We start from the raw sequence: 18,825 nt of genomic DNA, 5'->3' as shown, positions 1-18,825 counted from the left end.
CAAAATTATCGAGAATTTGTAACACAACAAACAGTTCCAAAAAGGAGTTTAGTTCATGATTATTATCGATCGCGCCTTACAAGCCTGTGCAGCAGCAGAAAATCCTATCAAGGTGGGAATGATTGGTGCTGGTTTTATGGGTCGAGGAATTGCCAACCAAATTGTCAATTCAGTGCCAGGAATGGAGTTAGTTGCTATCTCTAATCGTCAGATTGGTGCAGCTAAACAAGCTTATTCGGAAGCAGGAATTGAAGATATTCAAGTTGTTGCAACTGTCAGCGAATTAGAAGATGCGATCGCTAACGGTAAGTATGCAGTCACAGAAGACGCTAAGTTACTGTGTCGGGCTGAAGGCATCGATGCATTAATCGAAGTCACGGGTGCGGTGGAATTTGGCGCTGGGATCGTCATGGAAGCGATCGCCCACCGCAAACATGTGATTATGATGAATGCTGAACTCGATGGCACTATTGGCCCTATCCTGAAAGTATATGCCGACAAAGCAGGCGTGATTCTCAGCGCTTGTGATGGCGATCAGCCAGGGGTGCAAATGAACCTTTATCGCTTTGTAAAAAGCATTGGTTTAACTCCCTTATTGTGCGGTAACATTAAAGGACTCCAAGACCCCTATCGCAATCCCACCACCCAAGAAGGATTTGCTAAACATTGGGGTCAAAAGCCCCACATGGTAACTAGCTTCGCCGACGGAAGCAAAATTTCCTTCGAGCAAGCGATCGTTGCCAATGCCACAGGCATGAAAGTCGCCAAACGGGGAATGTTGGGATATGACTTCAGCGGTCATGTCGATGAAATGACCCAGTTATATGATGTTGAACAACTTAAAGAACTGGGCGGTATTGTCGATTATGTAGTTGGAGCAAAACCAGGCCCAGGCGTATATGTATTTGCCACTCACGACGACCCCAAGCAACGCCACTATCTCAACTTATACAAATTAGGCGAAGGCCCACTTTACAGCTTCTATACTCCTTATCACCTCTGTCATTTTGAAGTTCCCTTGTCCGTAGCGCGTGCTGTTTTATTTGGTGATGCTGTGATGTCTCCACTAGCAGGCCCGCTAGTAGATGTTGTCACCACCGCCAAAATCGACTTGAAAGCAGGAGAAACCTTAGATGGCATCGGCTACTACATGACCTACGGACAATGTGAAAATTCCGATATCGTCCAACAGCAAAATCTTCTACCAATGGGTTTAGCTGAAGGGTGCCGCCTCAAACGAGATATTTCTAAAGATCGAGTCCTCACTTATGAGGATGTAGAATTACCTGAAGGCAGACTCTGCGATCAACTACGAACTGAGCAAAACACCTATTTCGCTCCAGAAAAAATCTTAGTAGCAGTTGGATAATATCGGTTCTAAAAATATTTGTCACAAATGAATTAGCTGTAGGGGCGTACAGCTGTACGCTCCTATATATTTGTCGCCAGAATTTTATCAAGAGGATAGAAAGCTATACTGCGGGACCTAAAGTTGTTGATAGTAATACCAATTTGAAAAAAGAATGCGACAGATACATACGGACATACCTTTGTGATGTCTGGCTTTCTTAATGCATGAATTTTGAATTGGTATAACTTGCTAGGGGAGCGTTTCAACAAACTCGATCGATTTAGGTCAAATTTCATGAAAATTGCTCTCGTCCATGATTATTTAACCCAGCGAGGTGGGGCAGAGCGTGTGTTTGAACTGCTTTGTAAGCGCTATCCCGAAGCAGATATTTTCACATCTTTGTACGATCCCCAAAAAACGATCGATCTAGGCGATCGCATAGTTAATACAACCTTCTTACAAAAGATTCCTGGTGCAGCAAAATATTTCAGGTCGATGGCTCCTCTATATTTCCCTGCCTTTCGCGCCTTGGATCTGCAAGACTACGATTTAATTATTAGTAGTAGCACCAGCTTCGCCAAAGCAGTGCGAAAAAATCCCAATGCCCACCATATTTGTTTTTGCCATAACGTTACCCGTTTTTTATGGGATACAGCAACTTATTTAAGAGAATACGGGGACTATAGATATTTTGCTCCTTTAATCGAACAAGTATTTCAAGTAATGAGAAAGGTAGACCTGAAATATGCACAGGAGCCTGACCTTTACATTGCTAATTCCAGTGTTGTTGCCCGCCGAATTGAAAAGATTTATGGCAAAAAGGCAATGATGGTGAACTATCCAATTGATACTAGTAAATTTGTTTTTTCCGATATAAAAGATGAATATTATCTGGCTTCTGCCCGGATGATCAGTTATAAGCGACTTGATATAATAGTCGAAGCTTTTAATTGGTTAGGGTGGCGGTTATTAATATCTGGTGACGGGCCAGAACTAGCACGGTTAAAATCCAAAGCATTACAAAATATTGTGTTCTTGGGACACGTAAGTGATAAAACCCGCAAAGACTTGTTTTCCAAAGCCAAGTCTATTATTGTCGCAGCCCTAGAAGACTACGGATTAGTTCCAGTCGAGGCTAACGCTAGCGGTACACCAGTCATCGCTTATGGAGCGGGTGGAGTATTAGATACTCAAATTCCAGGTGAAACAGGAGTCTTTTTCAAAAGACAAACACCCGAATCTCTCCAAGTTGCCTTACTAGAAGCCAATGGCATTTCTTGGGATTACGATCGCATCCGCAATCATGCTGTAGCAAACTTTTCAGAGAATGCATTTTTTGGCAAGGTTGAGCAAATTATCAATCAAGCTTGTGGCGTGCATCAATTATTCATTTGATTTCTGAATTTTCCACTATCAGATTACCTATTTATTTGATATCTCCTCATTGGCGGTTTGCAAAAAAATAGGTATTTTTCGGAGAATCTCTTAGCGTAAATCTTGAAGACAAGGATATAAAAGTGGTTCAAACTAGTCTAAATCCTCATCTAGCTCCAGCTTCTGAAAGTGAACCAAGTTACGGACAAATGTTTGCCGTATTTGTGCGGAGATTTCCTTGGTTCTTAGCAGTATTAATTAGTTCTCTTGTTATTGCCAGCATAGTAACTGTAAAGACAAAACCTACTTATAAAAGTTCTATGCAACTGCTAGTAGAACCTAACTATCAAGGTAAAACGGAAGGTGGTGCGGGGGTAGACAATCAGTTTACTGACTCTAACGTGGTCATAGATACTGCTACCCAGCTTAACTTGATGCAAAGTTCGGGACTCATCCAAAAAGCAGTTGATAAACTTCAGTCTAATTATCCAGATATAACTTCAGCTGAAATTAAAGCTTCTTTGGTCTTAACTCAAATTAGGAGCAAAGAAGATAATGTCGCTACTAAAATCTTTCAAGTTGAATACACTGCTGGAGATCCTGAAAAGACCCAAAAAGTTCTAGATGCAATTCGACAAGTTTATCTGGAATATAACAAACAACAACAGAGTTCGCGTTTACAAAAAGGTCTGCAAATCATCAGGGAACAGTTAAGTAAAGCCAGTGAAGAAGTAAACGCCGCTGAGACAAATTTACAAAGATTTCGCAGAAATCAGAACTTAATCGATCCAGAGTCACAGGCGAAAGCAATTGAAACAGCTTTGAACAATCTTTCTCAAGAAAGACAGACAACTCGTGCTCAGTATGGGGAAGCTTTAGCACGCCAAAAATCTTTAGAAGAACAACTTAACCGTTCTCCCCAAAATGCTCTAGTTGCTTCTCGTTTGAGTCAGTCTACTCGCTATCAAGGCTTACTAAACGAAATCCAAAAAAGCGAATTGGCACTAGCACAGGAACGCTTACGCTTTACAGATCAAACTCCAAGCGTGCAAAAGCTCAAAGAACAGCTTCAGGGCCAGAAGGAATTATTGCAACAAGAGGTAGGAAGAACTTTAGGCGGAAAGTCTGCTGGTGCATTGACTTCTGGAGACTCTCTTCTCGAAAAAGGACAGCTGGGTCAAATCGATCTCAGCCTTGCTGGTCAGTTAGTAGAAACGCAGACAACTATAGTTGCTTTGACTGCTCGCGATCAAACTTTGGCTCAAAAAGAAAACGAGTTGCGTTTTGAAATTAAACGCTTCCCACCTCTGTTGGCTTATTACAATCGGATGCTACCGCAGTTGCAATTTAGTCGTGAAAGATTAGAGCAGCTTTTAAGAGCAGAACAACAATTACGGCAAGAACTTTCCAAGGGTGGATTTAATTGGGAAGTGGTAGAAGATCCTCAAAAAGGCGCAAAATTAGGCCCCAATCTCCAGCAGAATTTGCTCTTAGGTGCTGTGGTTGGCTTAATGTTAGGAGGTATTGCTGCCTTTATTCGCGAATCGGCTGATGATGCAGTTCACACCACTGCTGAGTTAGAGAAGCAAATGGCCATGCCGTTATTGGGAACAACTCCCAAGTTACCGCCAGCCAAACCCAGAGAATCAATGATCAAGTTGCCTTTTGGCAAGCCAGAAGTTCTTGCTCCTTGGACGATTCAGGTATTGCAATCTCCCCCGCGTTGGGAATCGCTCGATCTGATTTACAAAAACATTGAACTTTTAAATACTGTTACTAATTTAAAATCTTTGATGATTACCTCGGCTTTAGCCGATGAGGGGAAATCAGCTTTAGCGTTGGGTTTGGCAATGAGTGCTGCTCGTTTACACAAAAGGGTACTGCTGATTGATGCCAACTTACGCGATCCTAGTTTGCACCATCAACTGAATCTTCCTAATGAGCAGGGGCTTTCAACTTTATTGGCGAGTGATACAACTCTACCCAACCAAATTAGTCTTCAATACTCAGGCTCTTCCTACATCGATATTTTGACCGCTGGCCCCAAACCTGCCGACCCAGCTAATCTATTGAGTTCCCCTCGGATGATCCAATTAATGGCAGCATTTGAGGAAAATTATGATTTGGTACTGATAGATGCTCCCCCAGTTCTTGGTTTGGTGGATGCTATGCTTACCGCATCATCTTGTCGTAGCGTGGTTATGGTGGCAAGCATTGGTATTGTGACACGAAGTCAGCTTAATCAAGCGACAGCTATGTTGAGTAAGTTAAATCTAATTGGGGTTGTAGCTAATGGGGTATCAAATAGTAGTAATTACGTACCTAATATCAAACAAAAGCAATTAGCTCTACGTCAAGCTGTAGAAAAATAGCTAGTACGGCTAGATGATAAATCCCCGACTTCCTAGAGAAGTTGGGAATTTTGCGTTTTGCATTTTTTCTCGTTTCTAGCCTCTGGCTAGAAATGCTGTTAATTGGGCTGCTGCCGCGAGTAAAAGAGGCAGAGCCTCAAGGACGGGCATTCCCAGTCTGAGACTGGTAACGAGACAATCTGCTAAAAGCTGGTTCTAGACTGGCTTTTACCTTAAATTGACAGCAATGATTCATGAATTGCCTCTACGTTTTGATGAACCAAATTGAATTTTGTTGCTATCGGGAAGAATTCAGTATATTTATGCTATCTTTATAAGTCTTCAGAGAAATCACTGACTCTTTAAAGAATAAATAAAGAAGTTATTTGAGCGATCGCTATTTCTACATAGTCTTATATTCTAGAGATTAAAGCACCTTCATAAAGGCTAGAAGACAAGAGCAGACTGGTTTTTTTAATCTATCAAGACAATGAACACCTCAGCGTAATTAAACGTAGATATAGATTCATGGGTAATTTCTCTCTACACTTCTCTACTGTCAGTAGTTTCCGGAAAATCATGATTTGCCCATGAATGTTAATAGTAGCGGTGATTGCTACCTATGTAATTAGTATCTGTCTAATTTGTAAATTTCTACACCAGCAGAATTCTACGCAATACGTGCCTGGCTGAGTGACAAATACTATAGCATATTTTTGCCCTCAATTATCTCCAACTTTTTGGACTTACAACAAGATTCGGATTTGGGTCTTTGGCATTAATAGCCTTTGATAACGCCTCAGTAATTCACTCCTGTATAAACCCAAAGACATTATGACAACTTCAATAATTCCAACTTTAGAGAATTTATATGATGTAACCCAGTCACACCAAGATAATCGTGGGTACTGCACACTTCAGTGGCGACGGGGTAAGCTTTTGGTGAAAGTGCCTGGACGAGTTAAACAACCATATCTGGCTTCATTAGATAATAAGCGATCGCTAGTAGAATGCTTACAACATTCTCCAGTAAGTTTGGTCAGTATAGATCCAAAATTGGGTGAGGCTTTGCTCAAATTTTGGGCAGATGCATGTGAAGCAGCTCAAAAACCAATATTCCTAAGCATACCTGCTGGCAAAAAACTTCCTAACCAACCCTTGAGACAATTGCAGCGAGTAATTGATTGGATTGCTGCTTTCGTATTACTGCTATTAGTAAGTCCAGTCATGTTGGGATTGATTGTATTAATGCAGGTTTACTCACCAGGGTCACTTTTTTGTCATGAATGGCGTGTTGGGGAACGGGGTAAACTCTTTCAAGCGATGAGCTTTTGCACCCACAATAACACACCGCTAGAGCGTTGGATGGGTAAATACAATCTCGACAATCTGCCACAGTTATTTAACGTGCTACGGGGTGACATGAGTTTAACCGGATCTCGTTGTTGGACTTTGGAAGATGCAGTACAGCTAAATAAATTACCAGAAATTACAGCTTCCTGGGAAGTAGAGGCACAGTCTCACCTGTTACATCTGGATAGCCAAACTCTGTAATTTATCTGTGCGGTAATTGATGATTTCATCTACCGCACTGAGGCTCAAACAAAAATTGTTTACGTAGCATCTATAGAGTAATCCGGTTCTAGATAATTGGTTTTTCAAGACGCGATAAATCACATCTCTACATCAAGATTTTGTTGCTCATTCTGAACTGTATTGATCTATAGAGGTCTATCTACCTTGCCAAAATATTATGATAAAATCCATGAATTTCCAGCTTCCTCAACCACTCAGTAATCTGCTTAAAGCTAGCAGCTTTTGGCAGGACAACTATTTGATATTGCGAGAATTTAAACACTTTCGCAAAATTGCAATTTTAGCGCTAATTTTCTCAATTTTGGCAGCAACCTTTGAAGGTGTAAGTATTGGTTTCTTACTTTCCTTTTTACAAAGCTTAACTAGCCCCAATGCTCAACCTGTCCAAACAGGAATAGAATGGTTTGATCTTTGGATTTTGGGAGCCAAGACATCAGCAATTAATCGTTTATATCGCGTATCTTTGCTGATTCTATTGAGTACTTGGTTACGTGCCACCTTCAATTATTTTTCTCAAGTCTATACTGAATTATCTCAACTACATCTTGCCGATCGCTTACGCAAGCAAATTTTTGAACAGTTACAATCCTTATCGCTGAGTTACTTTAGTAAAACTCGTTCTGGTGAACTAATTAACACAATTACTACAGAGATTGAAAGAATCAGACAAGGTTTTAGTGGCGGAGCTTTTTTAGTAACTAGAGGACTAACAACCTTTGTCTACTTAATATCAATGTTTTTGATATCATGGCAATTAACGATCATATCAGCATTGCTATTTACACTTTTAGGTGTGGGGTTGTCAAATCTGAATGCTAGAGTCAGAGAATCAAGTTTTGGCATGACAACTGCTAATGCTAATTTTACATCAACAGCCATAGAATTTATTAATGGAATTCGCACTGTTCATTCTTGTGGTACTCAAGAATTTGAGCGTCAGCGTTACTATAAAGCTAGCGATAAGGTAATAAGTAGTACAACAAAGGTTGTGTTTACCTGGACACTTGTGAAGCCAATTGCCGAAGGGGTAGCGACTACGGTATTGATCGGAATGATTATTTTGGCATTCACTAGTCTTGTCACTAATGGAACGCTACAAGTTGCTTCTTTGCTAACCTTTTTCTTTGTACTATTTCGCTTTATCCCATTTGTTCAAGATATTAATGGTACAAGAGCATATCTCAGTACTTTACATGGTTCAGCAGACAACATTAAAAATTTGCTAACAAGTGATGAAAAATATTACTTTAAAAATGGCAGAGTTGAGTTTAAGGGATTAAACAGGTCAATAGATTTAGTATCTGTGGATTTTGGTTATGATGATGAAAATTTAGTGCTGCATAATATTACCCTGACGATTGAAAAGGGAAAGATGACAGCCTTAGTCGGAGCATCTGGCGCTGGTAAAACAACTCTTGCTGATTTGATTCCCCGATTTTATAATGCTACAGATGGATACATTTTCATTGATGAAATCGATATCCGGCAGTTTGAAATTAACTCTCTACGTCGCAAAATAGCTGTTGTCAGTCAGGATACTTTTATTTTCAATACTAATGTTTGGCAAAATATTTCTTACGGAACTCCAGAAGCGACGAATGAGGAAATTCAAGAAGCCGCTAAACTAGCGAATGCACTAGAATTTATTTTGGAAATGCCTGAAGGTTTTGATACCCAATTAGGAGATCGGGGTATCAGGTTATCTGGAGGACAAAGACAGCGAATTGCTATTGCACGAGCTTTACTGCGGAACCCAGAAATTTTAATTTTGGATGAAGCAACTAGCGCTTTAGATTCGCTATCTGAGCGTTTAATTCAAGATTCATTAGAAAAGCTATCTGTTGGTAAAACAGTAATTGCGATCGCTCACCGTCTTTCTACTATCTCTAAAGCAGATAAAGTTGTAGTTTTAGAACAGGGACGGATAGTAGAGCAAGGTAAGTATCAAGAACTATTGGAACTAAAAGGCAAGCTTTGGAAATATCATCAAATGCAGTATGAAGTAAGGCAGCCAGATTAGAAACAACATCCAATTAACAAAGTACTTACAACATATTAATCGGCTGTAAATCTCTACAGCCGTAAACCACTAAATATGTATCAATAATTTCGCTAAATAAATAGTAAGATAATAAGATTTTAAACATTTATTATCTCTATAAATAAGTTATTAAAGTTAGTCCTATATACTTAAAAGTAATAGAAAATATGTCCCAGGAAATCTTTGACAAAGACCTAATTTATCAATGCTCAAGTTTCGGTGTCGGTGGAAGCGGAGGTGTTGAAACTTATTTAGCTTCTCTGTTTGAACATCGACCATCTGATGTTAGCGATCGCGTAATAAAATCACTTAAAAATATCGATCAAAAACAGTTCAAACTGTTGCACATCCACAGTCCAGATTTGCTATTGCAGCTTACAGGGGAATGTCCTGCTATCTTCAGCGTTCATAATCACTCATTTTACTGCCCTAGTGGCACAAAGTATTTAGCAGAGCAACGAACAATCTGCGATCGCAACTTCTCTTACTTAGGATGTACTTGGGGTAAATTAGTAGATAAATGTGGTAGCCGTAGACCTTTAAGAACTTTTAGAGAACTTCAAACCACTCATCAGTTTTTAAATGTCTTGAAAAGGCTAAAAATTACTTTCATTGCTAATAGCGAATATGTGCGGCAAGAGTTAATTCAAAACGGTGTACCCCCAGAACAAACTATAACGCTACATTGTGGAATCTCTATACCAGAAACATCAACTTCCCCTCTAAGTTTGGAAGTACATCAAAATCAGAGAATTTTGTTCGCTGGACGAATTGTTTCTGATAAAGGTCTGGAATGGTTACTAAAAACCTTAATACATACAGACCCGAAAATTCAACTTGATATTGCAGGTGAAGGTTGGGAACGACCACGGTTAGAAAAGTTAGCAAGCACACTTGGATTAAATAAGCGAATTACTTGGCATGGTTGGTGCGATTCAGATAAATTAGATAAACTTTATCAACAGTGTTTTGCAGTCATCTTTCCCAGTGTTTGGCCTGAACCTGCTGGTCTTGTAACTCTGGAAGCATACTCTCGTTGTCGACCTGTAATTGGTAGTGCAGTCGGAGGGATTCCAGAACATTTACGAGATGGAGAAACGGGTATTCTTGTTCCGAGCAATAATATTCAAAAGCTGGCTGATGCTATTAATGAATTGTATAGAGATTATCAAAAAAGCCGATACATGGGTGAGCAAGGTCATACTTTATTGATGAAGGAATTTACAATGGCTGCTCATGTTAATAATCTCCGAACAATTTATGCAAAAACAATAGCTGAATTTCCTTCTCAAGCCAACAAACTATATAGTATCTCTCAAGCTAAATAAGCTGAATTTACTAAAAATATCAAATAGTACATCTTTTACTTAGAAAATATAAAGGGAGAAAAATATGTCATTACATCAAGAATGTCAACAACCTTTAGTCAGCGTTGTTATCCCCACCTATAATCGACCAGACTATCTCAAGCAAGCGATCGCAAGTGCGATAAAACAAACTTATCAAAATATTGAAATTATTATTTCTGATAATTGTAGTTCAGAAAATCCCCAAGCACTTGTCGCATCTTTTGGTGATTCACGCATCAAATTTTGGCAGCATCAGCAAAATATGGGTATGTTAGCTAATCAGCAGTATGGCTTTAAAATGGCGCGAGGTAAATATGTTGCTAGTCTCCATGACGATGATATTTGGAATGAAGACTTTTTAGCAAAGCTTGTACCACCACTAGAAGCAAATTCTGATTTGATTCTCGCTTTTTGTGACCAATATATTATAGATGCTAATGGCATAATTAATCATGCTGGTACCGAAGAAAATACACGCGCCTACAAGCGAGACAAACTAGCAAAAGGAATTCATCAACCTTTTTCCAAAATTGGGTTAGTAGATAAAAGTATACCTACTGCTGCATCTTGCGTGATTCGGAATAATTTGGTGGATTGGTATAGTATTCCCTCAGAAGTTGGTGGGATGTGGGATTTATATTTAACCTATCTATTCTGTATATCTGGTTATGGCGCTTACTATTGTCCAGAAAGATTGACACGATATCGTGCCCATGAGCAAACTGATACTATGCTCAGTGGTAGTCGAGATGTACAAGCAAAAATTCGCAAAGCTAAAAGCGAAATGTTTTGTTATCAAGTATTTATGGAAGACCCTCGATTACAGGAATTTAGAACTCATTTCCAACAAAAATGGTTAGAAGCTAATACTACTTTGGGAATTGGTTTGTTACGAAGCGAGCAGATAGCCGCAGCACGTCCTTATTTTTTGCAGACCCTGAATCAACAAAAATTTAATGTGCGAACTATGGCAGCACTTAGTCTTAGTTTTACCCCGCGATTTTTAGCAAGTAAGTTAATCGGAATATCGAAATAATATATCAATATCTCTAAATTTGGGAATTTATTTGTTAAACGTAGATGCAGAGTGCCTTGCCGTAGGCTAACGCAAAGGTAAGAAAAGAAGATTATTTTTAAATTCTTTTTCTGCACCTCTGCCTCTGCGTGAAGCTTTTTATCCTAAGGAATTAGTGTATGAAACTTTGTATTGTTACTCATAAAATCAAAAAAGGTGATGGTCAAGGGCGGGTAAACTATGAAGTTGCAAAGGAAGCAATTCGTCGTGGTCATCACTTGATATTATTAGCTAGTGAAGTCGCACCAGAACTAGAAGACAATAGCCAAGTTAATTGGATTAAAATTCCAGTCAAAGACTATCCTACAGAATTTGTACGTAATTTCATATTTGCCCAAAAAAGTGCAGATTGGTTACGTAAACATCGCTCTGACATTGATTTAGTTAAAGTCAATGGAGCAATTAATCTGGCTACGGCTGATGTGAATGCTGTACATTTTGTCCATAGTTCATGGTTGCGATCACCTGTTCATATTTCTCGCAACCGTCGCGATTTATATGGTTTTTACCAGTGGCTATTTACGGCGTTTAATGCCCGTTGGGAAAAACAGGCTTTCCAGAAGGCACAGGTTGTTGTGGCTGTATCGGAAAAGGTAGCCCAAGAATTAGTCAACATTGGTGTACCGCGTTCTCGGATTCGGGTAATTGTTAATGGCGTTGACTTAGAAGAGTTTACCCCTGGCCAAAGCGTAGGCGTAGCCCGCCATAGGCATCGCCAAAAATTAGGTTTACCGCAGAATGTCACCCTAGCCTTGTTTGCTGGAGACATCCGCACACCCAGAAAGAATTTAGATACAGTACTACACGCCTTGGTGAAAGTTCCCGATTTACATTTGGCGGTGGTAGGTCATATCGAAGGTAGTCCCTTCCCACAACTAGCGGCTTCTTTGGGGTTAAGTGAACGCGTGCATTTTGTCGGATTTCGCCGTGATATCCCCGAAATTATGCGGTCAGTAGATTTATTTATTTTTCCTTCCCGATATGAAGCTTGTAGCCTCGTATTGTTAGAAGCACTTTCTTCAGGACTACCAGTAATTACTGCCACAGCTACGGGGGGTGCAGAGTTGGTGACACCAGAATGTGGCATTGTCTTACCCGACTCAAATGATATCGATGCTTTAGCTGTGGCGATGATGTCCTTGGTAAGTGTAGATATGCTAATGCAGCAAATGAGTCAAGCTGCTCGTTCTGTGGCAGAACAACATAGCTGGACTGCTATGGCACAAACTTATGTGGATCTATTCGAGGAGTTAAGCAAGAATGCGGAACACCGTTCTGATACCGACTTATCGCCGTCCACAAGACCTCTCACGCTGCCTTTTGGCGCTACAGGAGCAAACTAAACCAGTCGATCAGGTGATAGTAGTTGTCCGCGATACGGATGCAGAAACTTGGCAATTTCTGGCGCAATACACAGCGCACAACTTGCCACTGCATATCGTGAAAGTAACACAACCGGGGGTAGTAGCAGCTCTCAACGCCGGATTAGCAGCAGTGGAGGGCGATATTGTTTCCATTACTGATGATGATGCCGCACCTCACCCCGATTGGTTAGAGCGGATTGTCGCTTACTTTACCTGCGATAGTCGCCTTGGCGGACTGGGAGGGCGTGATTGGATATACCACGGCAGCAAATTAGAAGACGAATCCCGCCTAGTAGTGGGACAGTTACAATGGTTTGGGCGAGTCATTGGCAACCATCACCTGGGAGTGGGAGAAGCCCGCGAAGTCGATATTCTCAAGGGCGTGAACATGAGTTTTCGTACCCAAGCAATCGGACAACTACGCTTTGACGAGCGGATGCGCGGTACTGGAGCGCAAGTACACTTTGAAATGGCATTCACCCTGGCATTAAAGCGGGCTGGTTGGAAGATAATTTACGATCCTCACGTTGCTGTGGATCATTATCCAGCACAACGTTTTGACGAAGATCAGCGAAATAACTTTAATGAAATTGCCTTTATTAATTTAGTCCATAATGAAACCTTAGTTTTACTAGAGCATTTACCATTTATCCGCCGGATTGCATTTTTGTTCTGGGCAGTATTCGTGGGTACATGCGATAGTTTGGGCTTAGTACAATGGTTGAGATTTTTACCTACCCAAGGGCAGGTGGCGGGGAAAAAATTATTAGCATCCTGGCGGGGACGTTGGCAGGGATATAAACAATTTGTAATTCGTAATACTCGCCAAAGGCGAGAAGCAAGCTACGTAATTCGTAATTAAAAATGAATTCAATTTCCTCTTAGCTATAGTGGTCTGTCAAGTTGAAATTGATGGGTAAACAAGTTTGTAGTAAGGACTAAAGTCCTTATTTTCTAAGCACTAAAGTGCTTACTACAAACCTTTGGTAAATCCAAAATCTAAAATTGAATGAATTCTAGACAGATACTTTTCAATAGTTTTTTACAAGAAAACTATTCTCCTGAAGAGCGATCGCTACAGGGTTGGATGGCGATCGCAGGCTTTATATTACTAACTGTAGTTTGCTATTTTGGTGGTGTTACTGCTGCATTGCGCCTAATTTACCCGGCCACAGCTTTAGTAGTAGCCTTATTTTTATACTTGCGGCATCCCATTCTCTATATTGGCTTTACCTGGTGGATTTGGTTTCTCACACCCTTAGCTACTCGCTTAGTTGATTATCGGGTAGGGTGGGATGCTAGCCGTCAGATGCTCATAGCACCCTACTTAGTGGTGTTTATTACGATAGCAACATTCTTGCGACACTTTCCCCGCGCTTCTCGCCAAGGGGGTTTGCCGTTTGTTTTGGCTTTTATCGGAGTGTTCTATGGCTTTCTCATCGGTCTAATTTACAACCCACCTATCCCTGTAGCACGCGGATTGATGGATTGGCTCAGTCCGGTTATTTTTGCTTTTCACTTATTTATCAACTGGCGAGATTATCCCAGCTATCGCCAGAACATTCAGCGAACATTTCTCTGGTGTGTGTTGATTTTAGGAACTTATGGCGTATATCAATTTGTGGTAGCTCCTGAGTGGGATAGGTACTGGCTCATACAATCAAAATTATTCATGAGTTCTGGAAACCCTGTACCTTTCGGGATGCGCGTCTGGAGTACATTACACTCAGTCGGCCCCTTTGGTTCTGTTATGCAGGCTGGGTTACTGTTGTTATTTACCGGTTCAGGAAACTTAATTTTTCCGGCTTCAGCTGTTGGTTACTTATCTTTTCTATTAACACAAGCACGTACTAATTGGGGAGGGTGGTTATTTGGAATAATTATGATTATGGGTTCAGTCAGAGCCAGAATTCAAATGCGCTTAATTACCATAATTGTGGTCATGGCTATTTGTGTTGTGCCATTGACAACTATCGAACCAATTGCTGGGGTGGTAGCAGCACGTTTTGAAACTTTTTCTAATATTCAAGAAGATGGCAGCTTTAAAGATAGATCGGGAACTTACGACAGAAATCTTGGTTTAGCCCTTTCTAATGGTCTAGGTAACGGTTTAGGAAATATTTGGAAGGTCAACGAAAAAACTGGTCAAATTGAAGTAGTGGTAATTGATAGTGGCATTTTAGATATGTTTTTCACCCTTGGGTGGTTTGGAGGCATATTTTATATGGGTGGATTAATCTTCTTAATTATTAGTATTAGCAGCTATGGTGAAGGTCGTTTCGATAGTTTTGTCAGTGCTGCCCGCGCTATTGGGATCAGTTCTGCTTCACAGTTAGTTATCGGTAGCGGTATGTTGAGTGTGTCAGGGATGATTCTTTGGGGATTTTTAGCTATGGCTATGGCAGGACATAAGTACTATAGCAATCCTCAGATGCTTTCCAATATTCCCAACTTCTCTAAGAAATCGAGGATCTCATAAATATTACAACTTAAATAGGACTGATATAGATTATGAAAGTAATTATTGTCATGCCACTAGCCGAGCAACGAGGCGGTGGTGAAATGATGCTTTGGGATTTGGTGCAGCAAGGACGTAATGCTGGTGTTGAGTGGCTGGTGATATTTTTACAAGACGGCCCGATGGTCGAACAAGTAAAGTCTCTGGGTATTGATGCGCGAGTTGTAGAAAGTGGACGTTTACGCCAAATCCACCGTTTTATTGGCGCTGTTTTGCGGATAGCTGCGATCGCTCGCCGCGAACGTGCAGATATAATTGTCAATTGGATGTGGATCACGCATATATCTGGAGGTTTGGCGGCAATGTTGGCGGGCTTGCCTGCTGTGTGGTATCAACTAGAAGTACCTAGTGATAAAACTTGGTTGGTACGAATTGCAACTTTCATCCCAGCGCGGGCAATTATCACCCTCTCGCAAGATGGCAAGCAAGCACAAGCAGAGATTTGGCCCCACAGACCAACACCTTTAGTTTATCCTGGTGTTGCATTAGACCGATTTGAGCCTAATGCTTTACCAACTCCAGAAGAAGCACGGCGAAAATTAGGCTTACCTTTACACGGGCCGTTGATTGGAATTGTGGGACGATTGCAACGATGGAAGGGAATGCACGTATTGGTGCAAGCGATGCCCAAAATTTTACAGAAGTATCCCGATGCCCATTGTGTGGTGGTTGGCGGTAAGCACGATTTGGAACCGGATTATGAGGACTTCTTAAAAGCCGAAATCACCGTTTTAGGCTTAAAAGACCAAGTAATTATGGCTGGACTACAGCGTAATATCCCGGAGTGGGTGCAGACGATGGATGTATTCGTTCATGCATCAGATAAAGAGCCGTTTGGGATTGTGATTATTGAGGCAATGGCACTGGGTAAACCTGTAATTGCTGGCAGTGCAGGCGGTCCGACAGAGATTATTACCGATGGCATGAATGGACTATTAACACCTTACGGCGATGCGGATAAATTAGCGATCGCAATTCTCCGCTATCTTGACGAACAAGAATTTGCCCAGAGTGCCGGAGTAGCTGCCAGACAACGCGCCCTCGATTTTTCAACGCAGAATTATGCCCAAAATTTTATTAATGCAATTCGTTCTGCAATGCCTAGTCCTCTATCACAAAAGTTTTGATAGGTTTGTAGTAAGTACTTTAGTGCTTAAATGTTTTCAGAATAAAGTCCTTACTACAAAAATATTTACGCCTCGTAATTAATACGATAAATCATTATAAAACTCTCTGTGCGTCTGCGTGAGACAACAAATATTTATGCAAAAGGAACAAATTAATGTTGATTGATAGCCGCAAATTGCCAATAGATGAAGTTATCAATACTGAAGTTTGTATAGTTGGTGCTGGCCCAGCAGGAATTACACTCGCACGAGAATTAATTGAGCAAGACTTTCGAGTGTGCTTACTAGAAAGTGGTGATTTGGAATTTAATCAAGAAACTGCATCTCTTGGTCAAGGCGAAACTGTTGGAGATCCCTTTCCACCATTGCAAGATATGCGTCATCGTCAATTTGGTGGACTAGCTAATGTCTGGAATATTGAAATTAATAAAAATCAACTTGGTCTGAGGCACGTGCCGTTAGACGAAATAGATTTTGAAAAACGAGATTGGGTGCCCTACAGTGGCTGGCCTTTTAGTAAATCTCACCTCAATCCATTTTATCAGCGCGCTCAAGCAGTTTGTAAACTCAGTTCTTTTGCTTATGAAGCAGAGGTTTGGGAAAATGCTCAATCTCCTCGGACACATTTCACCAGTGACCGAGTTACTACCAGTATGTTTCAGTTTGGCCCACGCGATATTTTCACCAATGAATATCGCCATCAAATTAATCAATCTCCTAATATAACTACATTCCTCAACGCCAATGTGGTAGAAATTGAGGCAGAGGAAACAGCCCAAACAGTGAAACGTATGCAAGTTGCTTGTTTATCTGGTAATAAATTTTGGGTTGCGGCAAAAGTATTTATTTTAGCCGCAGGTGGGATTGAAAACGCACGTTTATTATTACTATCAAACCGGATTCAAAAGAATGGATTAGGCAATCAACATGATTTAGTGGGTAGGTTTTTTATGGATCATCCTTTTATCCGTTGTGGTATGCTTGTTCCGCAAAATCGCAAAATATTTAATTCAATGGCTTTGTATGATTTACGCCGCGTGAATAATGTCACCGTGATGGGAAAATTTGCCCTTACAGAACAAGTGATGCGCCGCGATAAATTACTAAATATGACTGCGTTGTTATATCCCAGAGATGAAAGGTTTAAATCGGCAGCAAAGGCTTCTGCAAAAATTTTGTTCTCTTCAGTTCGACAAAGACAGTTACCTAAAAATATTTTTCAGCATTTGCAAAATGTCATTACGAATATTGATGATTTAGTAGCTGATTGGTATAAATATAATGTCAAAAAAGAATATCTATTCCCTGATTTGAGTCATGGAGGATGGTCTTACCATAAAAATAATGAACAGAAATATACAAAGTTTGAAGTTCTCAGCCAAACTGAACAAACCCCAAATCCAAATAATCGGGTAACACTCACTAATCAACTAGATAAGCTTGGCTGTCCGCAAGCAAAATTAACTAATCGTTGGAGCGAAATAGATATTTGCAGTGTGAAGCGATCGCAGCTAGTATTTGCAGAAGAGTTTGCTAGTGCCGGACTGGGTGAGTTGCAGATTGAATTGGATGGAGATCGTCCGGTTGCTTCGCTGAGTACCCATCACAATATGGGAACAACGCGTATGCATCACGACCCCAAACAAGGAGTAGTAGATGCAAATTGTCAAGTTCACGGCATCTCTAATTTATTCATGGCAGGTAGCTCTGTTTTCCCTACAGGAGGCTATGCTAATCCTACACTCACCATTGTTGCCTTAGCAATTCGATTGGCAGACCATCTGAAAGCACAATTGTGTCACTAAGTATAACTTTGGATAAAATCGTCACGTTTTTAAATATAGCGATCGCCTGAGCGCACATCACCAGATTACAGTATCTGCACCGATACCTTTTTCTTTCACCAAAAGTCCTGCAACCCCAGTTGCAGGACTTTTGATAGGATACTTGCTGTAAAAGTTAGTTTCGCTCATTTCGTACATTGCGTTCATTTTGAATAAGAGCTATTATGAGGTGAATGATAATTGCAATCCATATTTTCGTATGGATAAGTGGAGTGCAATTCGATATTAGACAAAGAGAGGCTGATATCTATGACACTCAGTACATACCAATCTAGCAGGACTGCTGTACCTACAGAAGAAGATGCTACGCTAGCTAAAAAAAGTAGTCAAACTTTGGCATCCTATGTACGGGATAATGATGCATACCGTAATATCAAAGTTGTGCAAGATAACGCTATAAGTGAAACAGTTACCATACCAGCAGCGGCTTTTCATCTGCTTGTTGACATCCTGACACAAATGGCTAAAGGTAATGCTGTTACTCTTATACCCGTACACGCAGAACTGACGACACAAGAAGCAGCTGATATTTTAAATGTTTCTCGTCCTTATTTGGTAGGGTTATTGGAATCTGGAGAGATGCCATACCGTAAAGTAGGAACGCGACGACGGATGCGTTATCAGGATCTACTCAGTTACAAAAATCAAATTGATACTTTACGAATGCAAGCTCTTGATGAGCTTACTGCTCAAGCTCAAGAACTAGATATGGGGTACGAATAAGAATCCTGATACATAACAGTTTCGCATGATTAGCCAGATGCTCTGTTAAAGAAACTCTGGGAATAGGGGTACATCTAAATAATCAAGTTAAACTAAGTCAGGGAGCGTTTTA

At 40.6% G+C, this 18,825-nt stretch carries 13 protein-coding genes; all 13 read left to right on the top strand.

Features of this window, described 5'->3' with window-relative positions:
• The first annotated feature begins 55 nt into the window (after positions 1-55).
• The 13 genes from HWQ58_RS11980 (at position 56) to HWQ58_RS11920 (ending at position 18,713) form a co-directional block, all read left to right on the top strand.
• Complete coding sequence (locus HWQ58_RS11980; RefSeq protein WP_292862169.1) at positions 56-1,369, top strand: Gfo/Idh/MocA family oxidoreductase; 1,314 nt, start codon at positions 56-58, stop codon at positions 1,367-1,369.
• A 276-nt stretch (positions 1,370-1,645) separates the two neighbouring features.
• The gene (locus HWQ58_RS11975) at positions 1,646-2,746 is read left to right on the top strand and encodes a glycosyltransferase (RefSeq protein WP_292862166.1); all 1,101 of its coding nucleotides are present in this window, start codon (positions 1,646-1,648) and stop codon (positions 2,744-2,746) included.
• Positions 2,747-2,868: 122 nt separating this feature from the next.
• On the top strand, positions 2,869-5,097 hold the full coding sequence (locus HWQ58_RS11970; protein ID WP_292862163.1) for a polysaccharide biosynthesis tyrosine autokinase: 2,229 nt from the start codon (positions 2,869-2,871) through the stop codon (positions 5,095-5,097).
• A gap of 813 nt (positions 5,098-5,910) precedes the next feature.
• Positions 5,911-6,630 carry a heterocyst development glycosyltransferase HepC gene (gene hepC / locus HWQ58_RS11965; RefSeq protein WP_292862161.1) on the top strand — a complete coding sequence of 240 codons (720 nt, stop codon included), beginning with the start codon at positions 5,911-5,913 and terminating at the stop codon, positions 6,628-6,630.
• Positions 6,631-6,841: 211 nt separating this feature from the next.
• Positions 6,842-8,692 carry a heterocyst formation ABC transporter subunit HepA gene (gene hepA, locus HWQ58_RS11960; protein WP_292862158.1) on the top strand — a complete coding sequence of 617 codons (1,851 nt, stop codon included), beginning with the start codon at positions 6,842-6,844 and terminating at the stop codon, positions 8,690-8,692.
• A gap of 188 nt (positions 8,693-8,880) precedes the next feature.
• Positions 8,881-10,041, top strand: a complete 1,161-nt coding sequence (locus tag HWQ58_RS11955; protein WP_292862155.1) for a glycosyltransferase family 4 protein — start codon at positions 8,881-8,883, stop codon at positions 10,039-10,041.
• A 64-nt stretch (positions 10,042-10,105) separates the two neighbouring features.
• Positions 10,106-11,098 (top strand): glycosyltransferase family 2 protein, encoded by a 993-nt coding sequence (locus HWQ58_RS11950; protein ID WP_292862152.1) that lies wholly within the window; start codon positions 10,106-10,108, stop codon positions 11,096-11,098.
• Positions 11,099-11,256: 158 nt separating this feature from the next.
• Positions 11,257-12,480, top strand: coding sequence for a glycosyltransferase family 4 protein (locus tag HWQ58_RS11945; protein ID WP_292862149.1), 1,224 nt, complete (start codon positions 11,257-11,259; stop codon positions 12,478-12,480).
• On the top strand, positions 12,398-13,363 hold the full coding sequence (locus tag HWQ58_RS11940) for a glycosyltransferase family 2 protein (protein WP_292862146.1): 966 nt from the start codon (positions 12,398-12,400) through the stop codon (positions 13,361-13,363). Before HWQ58_RS11945 ends, HWQ58_RS11940 begins: the two co-directional genes overlap by 83 nt.
• Positions 13,364-13,510: 147 nt before the next feature.
• A complete protein-coding gene (locus HWQ58_RS11935) occupies positions 13,511-14,980 on the top strand; it encodes an O-antigen ligase domain-containing protein (protein WP_292862143.1) in 1,470 nt (489 codons plus the stop codon).
• 32 nt (positions 14,981-15,012) lie between these two features.
• On the top strand, positions 15,013-16,146 hold the full coding sequence (locus HWQ58_RS11930) for a glycosyltransferase family 4 protein (RefSeq protein ID WP_292862140.1): 1,134 nt from the start codon (positions 15,013-15,015) through the stop codon (positions 16,144-16,146).
• Between the two features lie 155 nt (positions 16,147-16,301).
• The gene (locus HWQ58_RS11925) at positions 16,302-17,951 is read left to right on the top strand and encodes a GMC family oxidoreductase (protein ID WP_292862137.1); all 1,650 of its coding nucleotides are present in this window, start codon (positions 16,302-16,304) and stop codon (positions 17,949-17,951) included.
• A gap of 288 nt (positions 17,952-18,239) precedes the next feature.
• Positions 18,240-18,713 carry an excisionase family DNA-binding protein gene (locus HWQ58_RS11920; protein ID WP_292862134.1) on the top strand — a complete coding sequence of 158 codons (474 nt, stop codon included), beginning with the start codon at positions 18,240-18,242 and terminating at the stop codon, positions 18,711-18,713.
• The last annotated feature ends 112 nt before the right edge of the window (positions 18,714-18,825 follow it).

The organism is Nostoc sp. LPT (assembly GCF_017115165.1).
GTDB lineage: Bacteria > Cyanobacteriota > Cyanobacteriia > Cyanobacteriales > Nostocaceae > Nostoc.
This window is presented reverse-complemented; position numbering and strand designations above follow the sequence as displayed.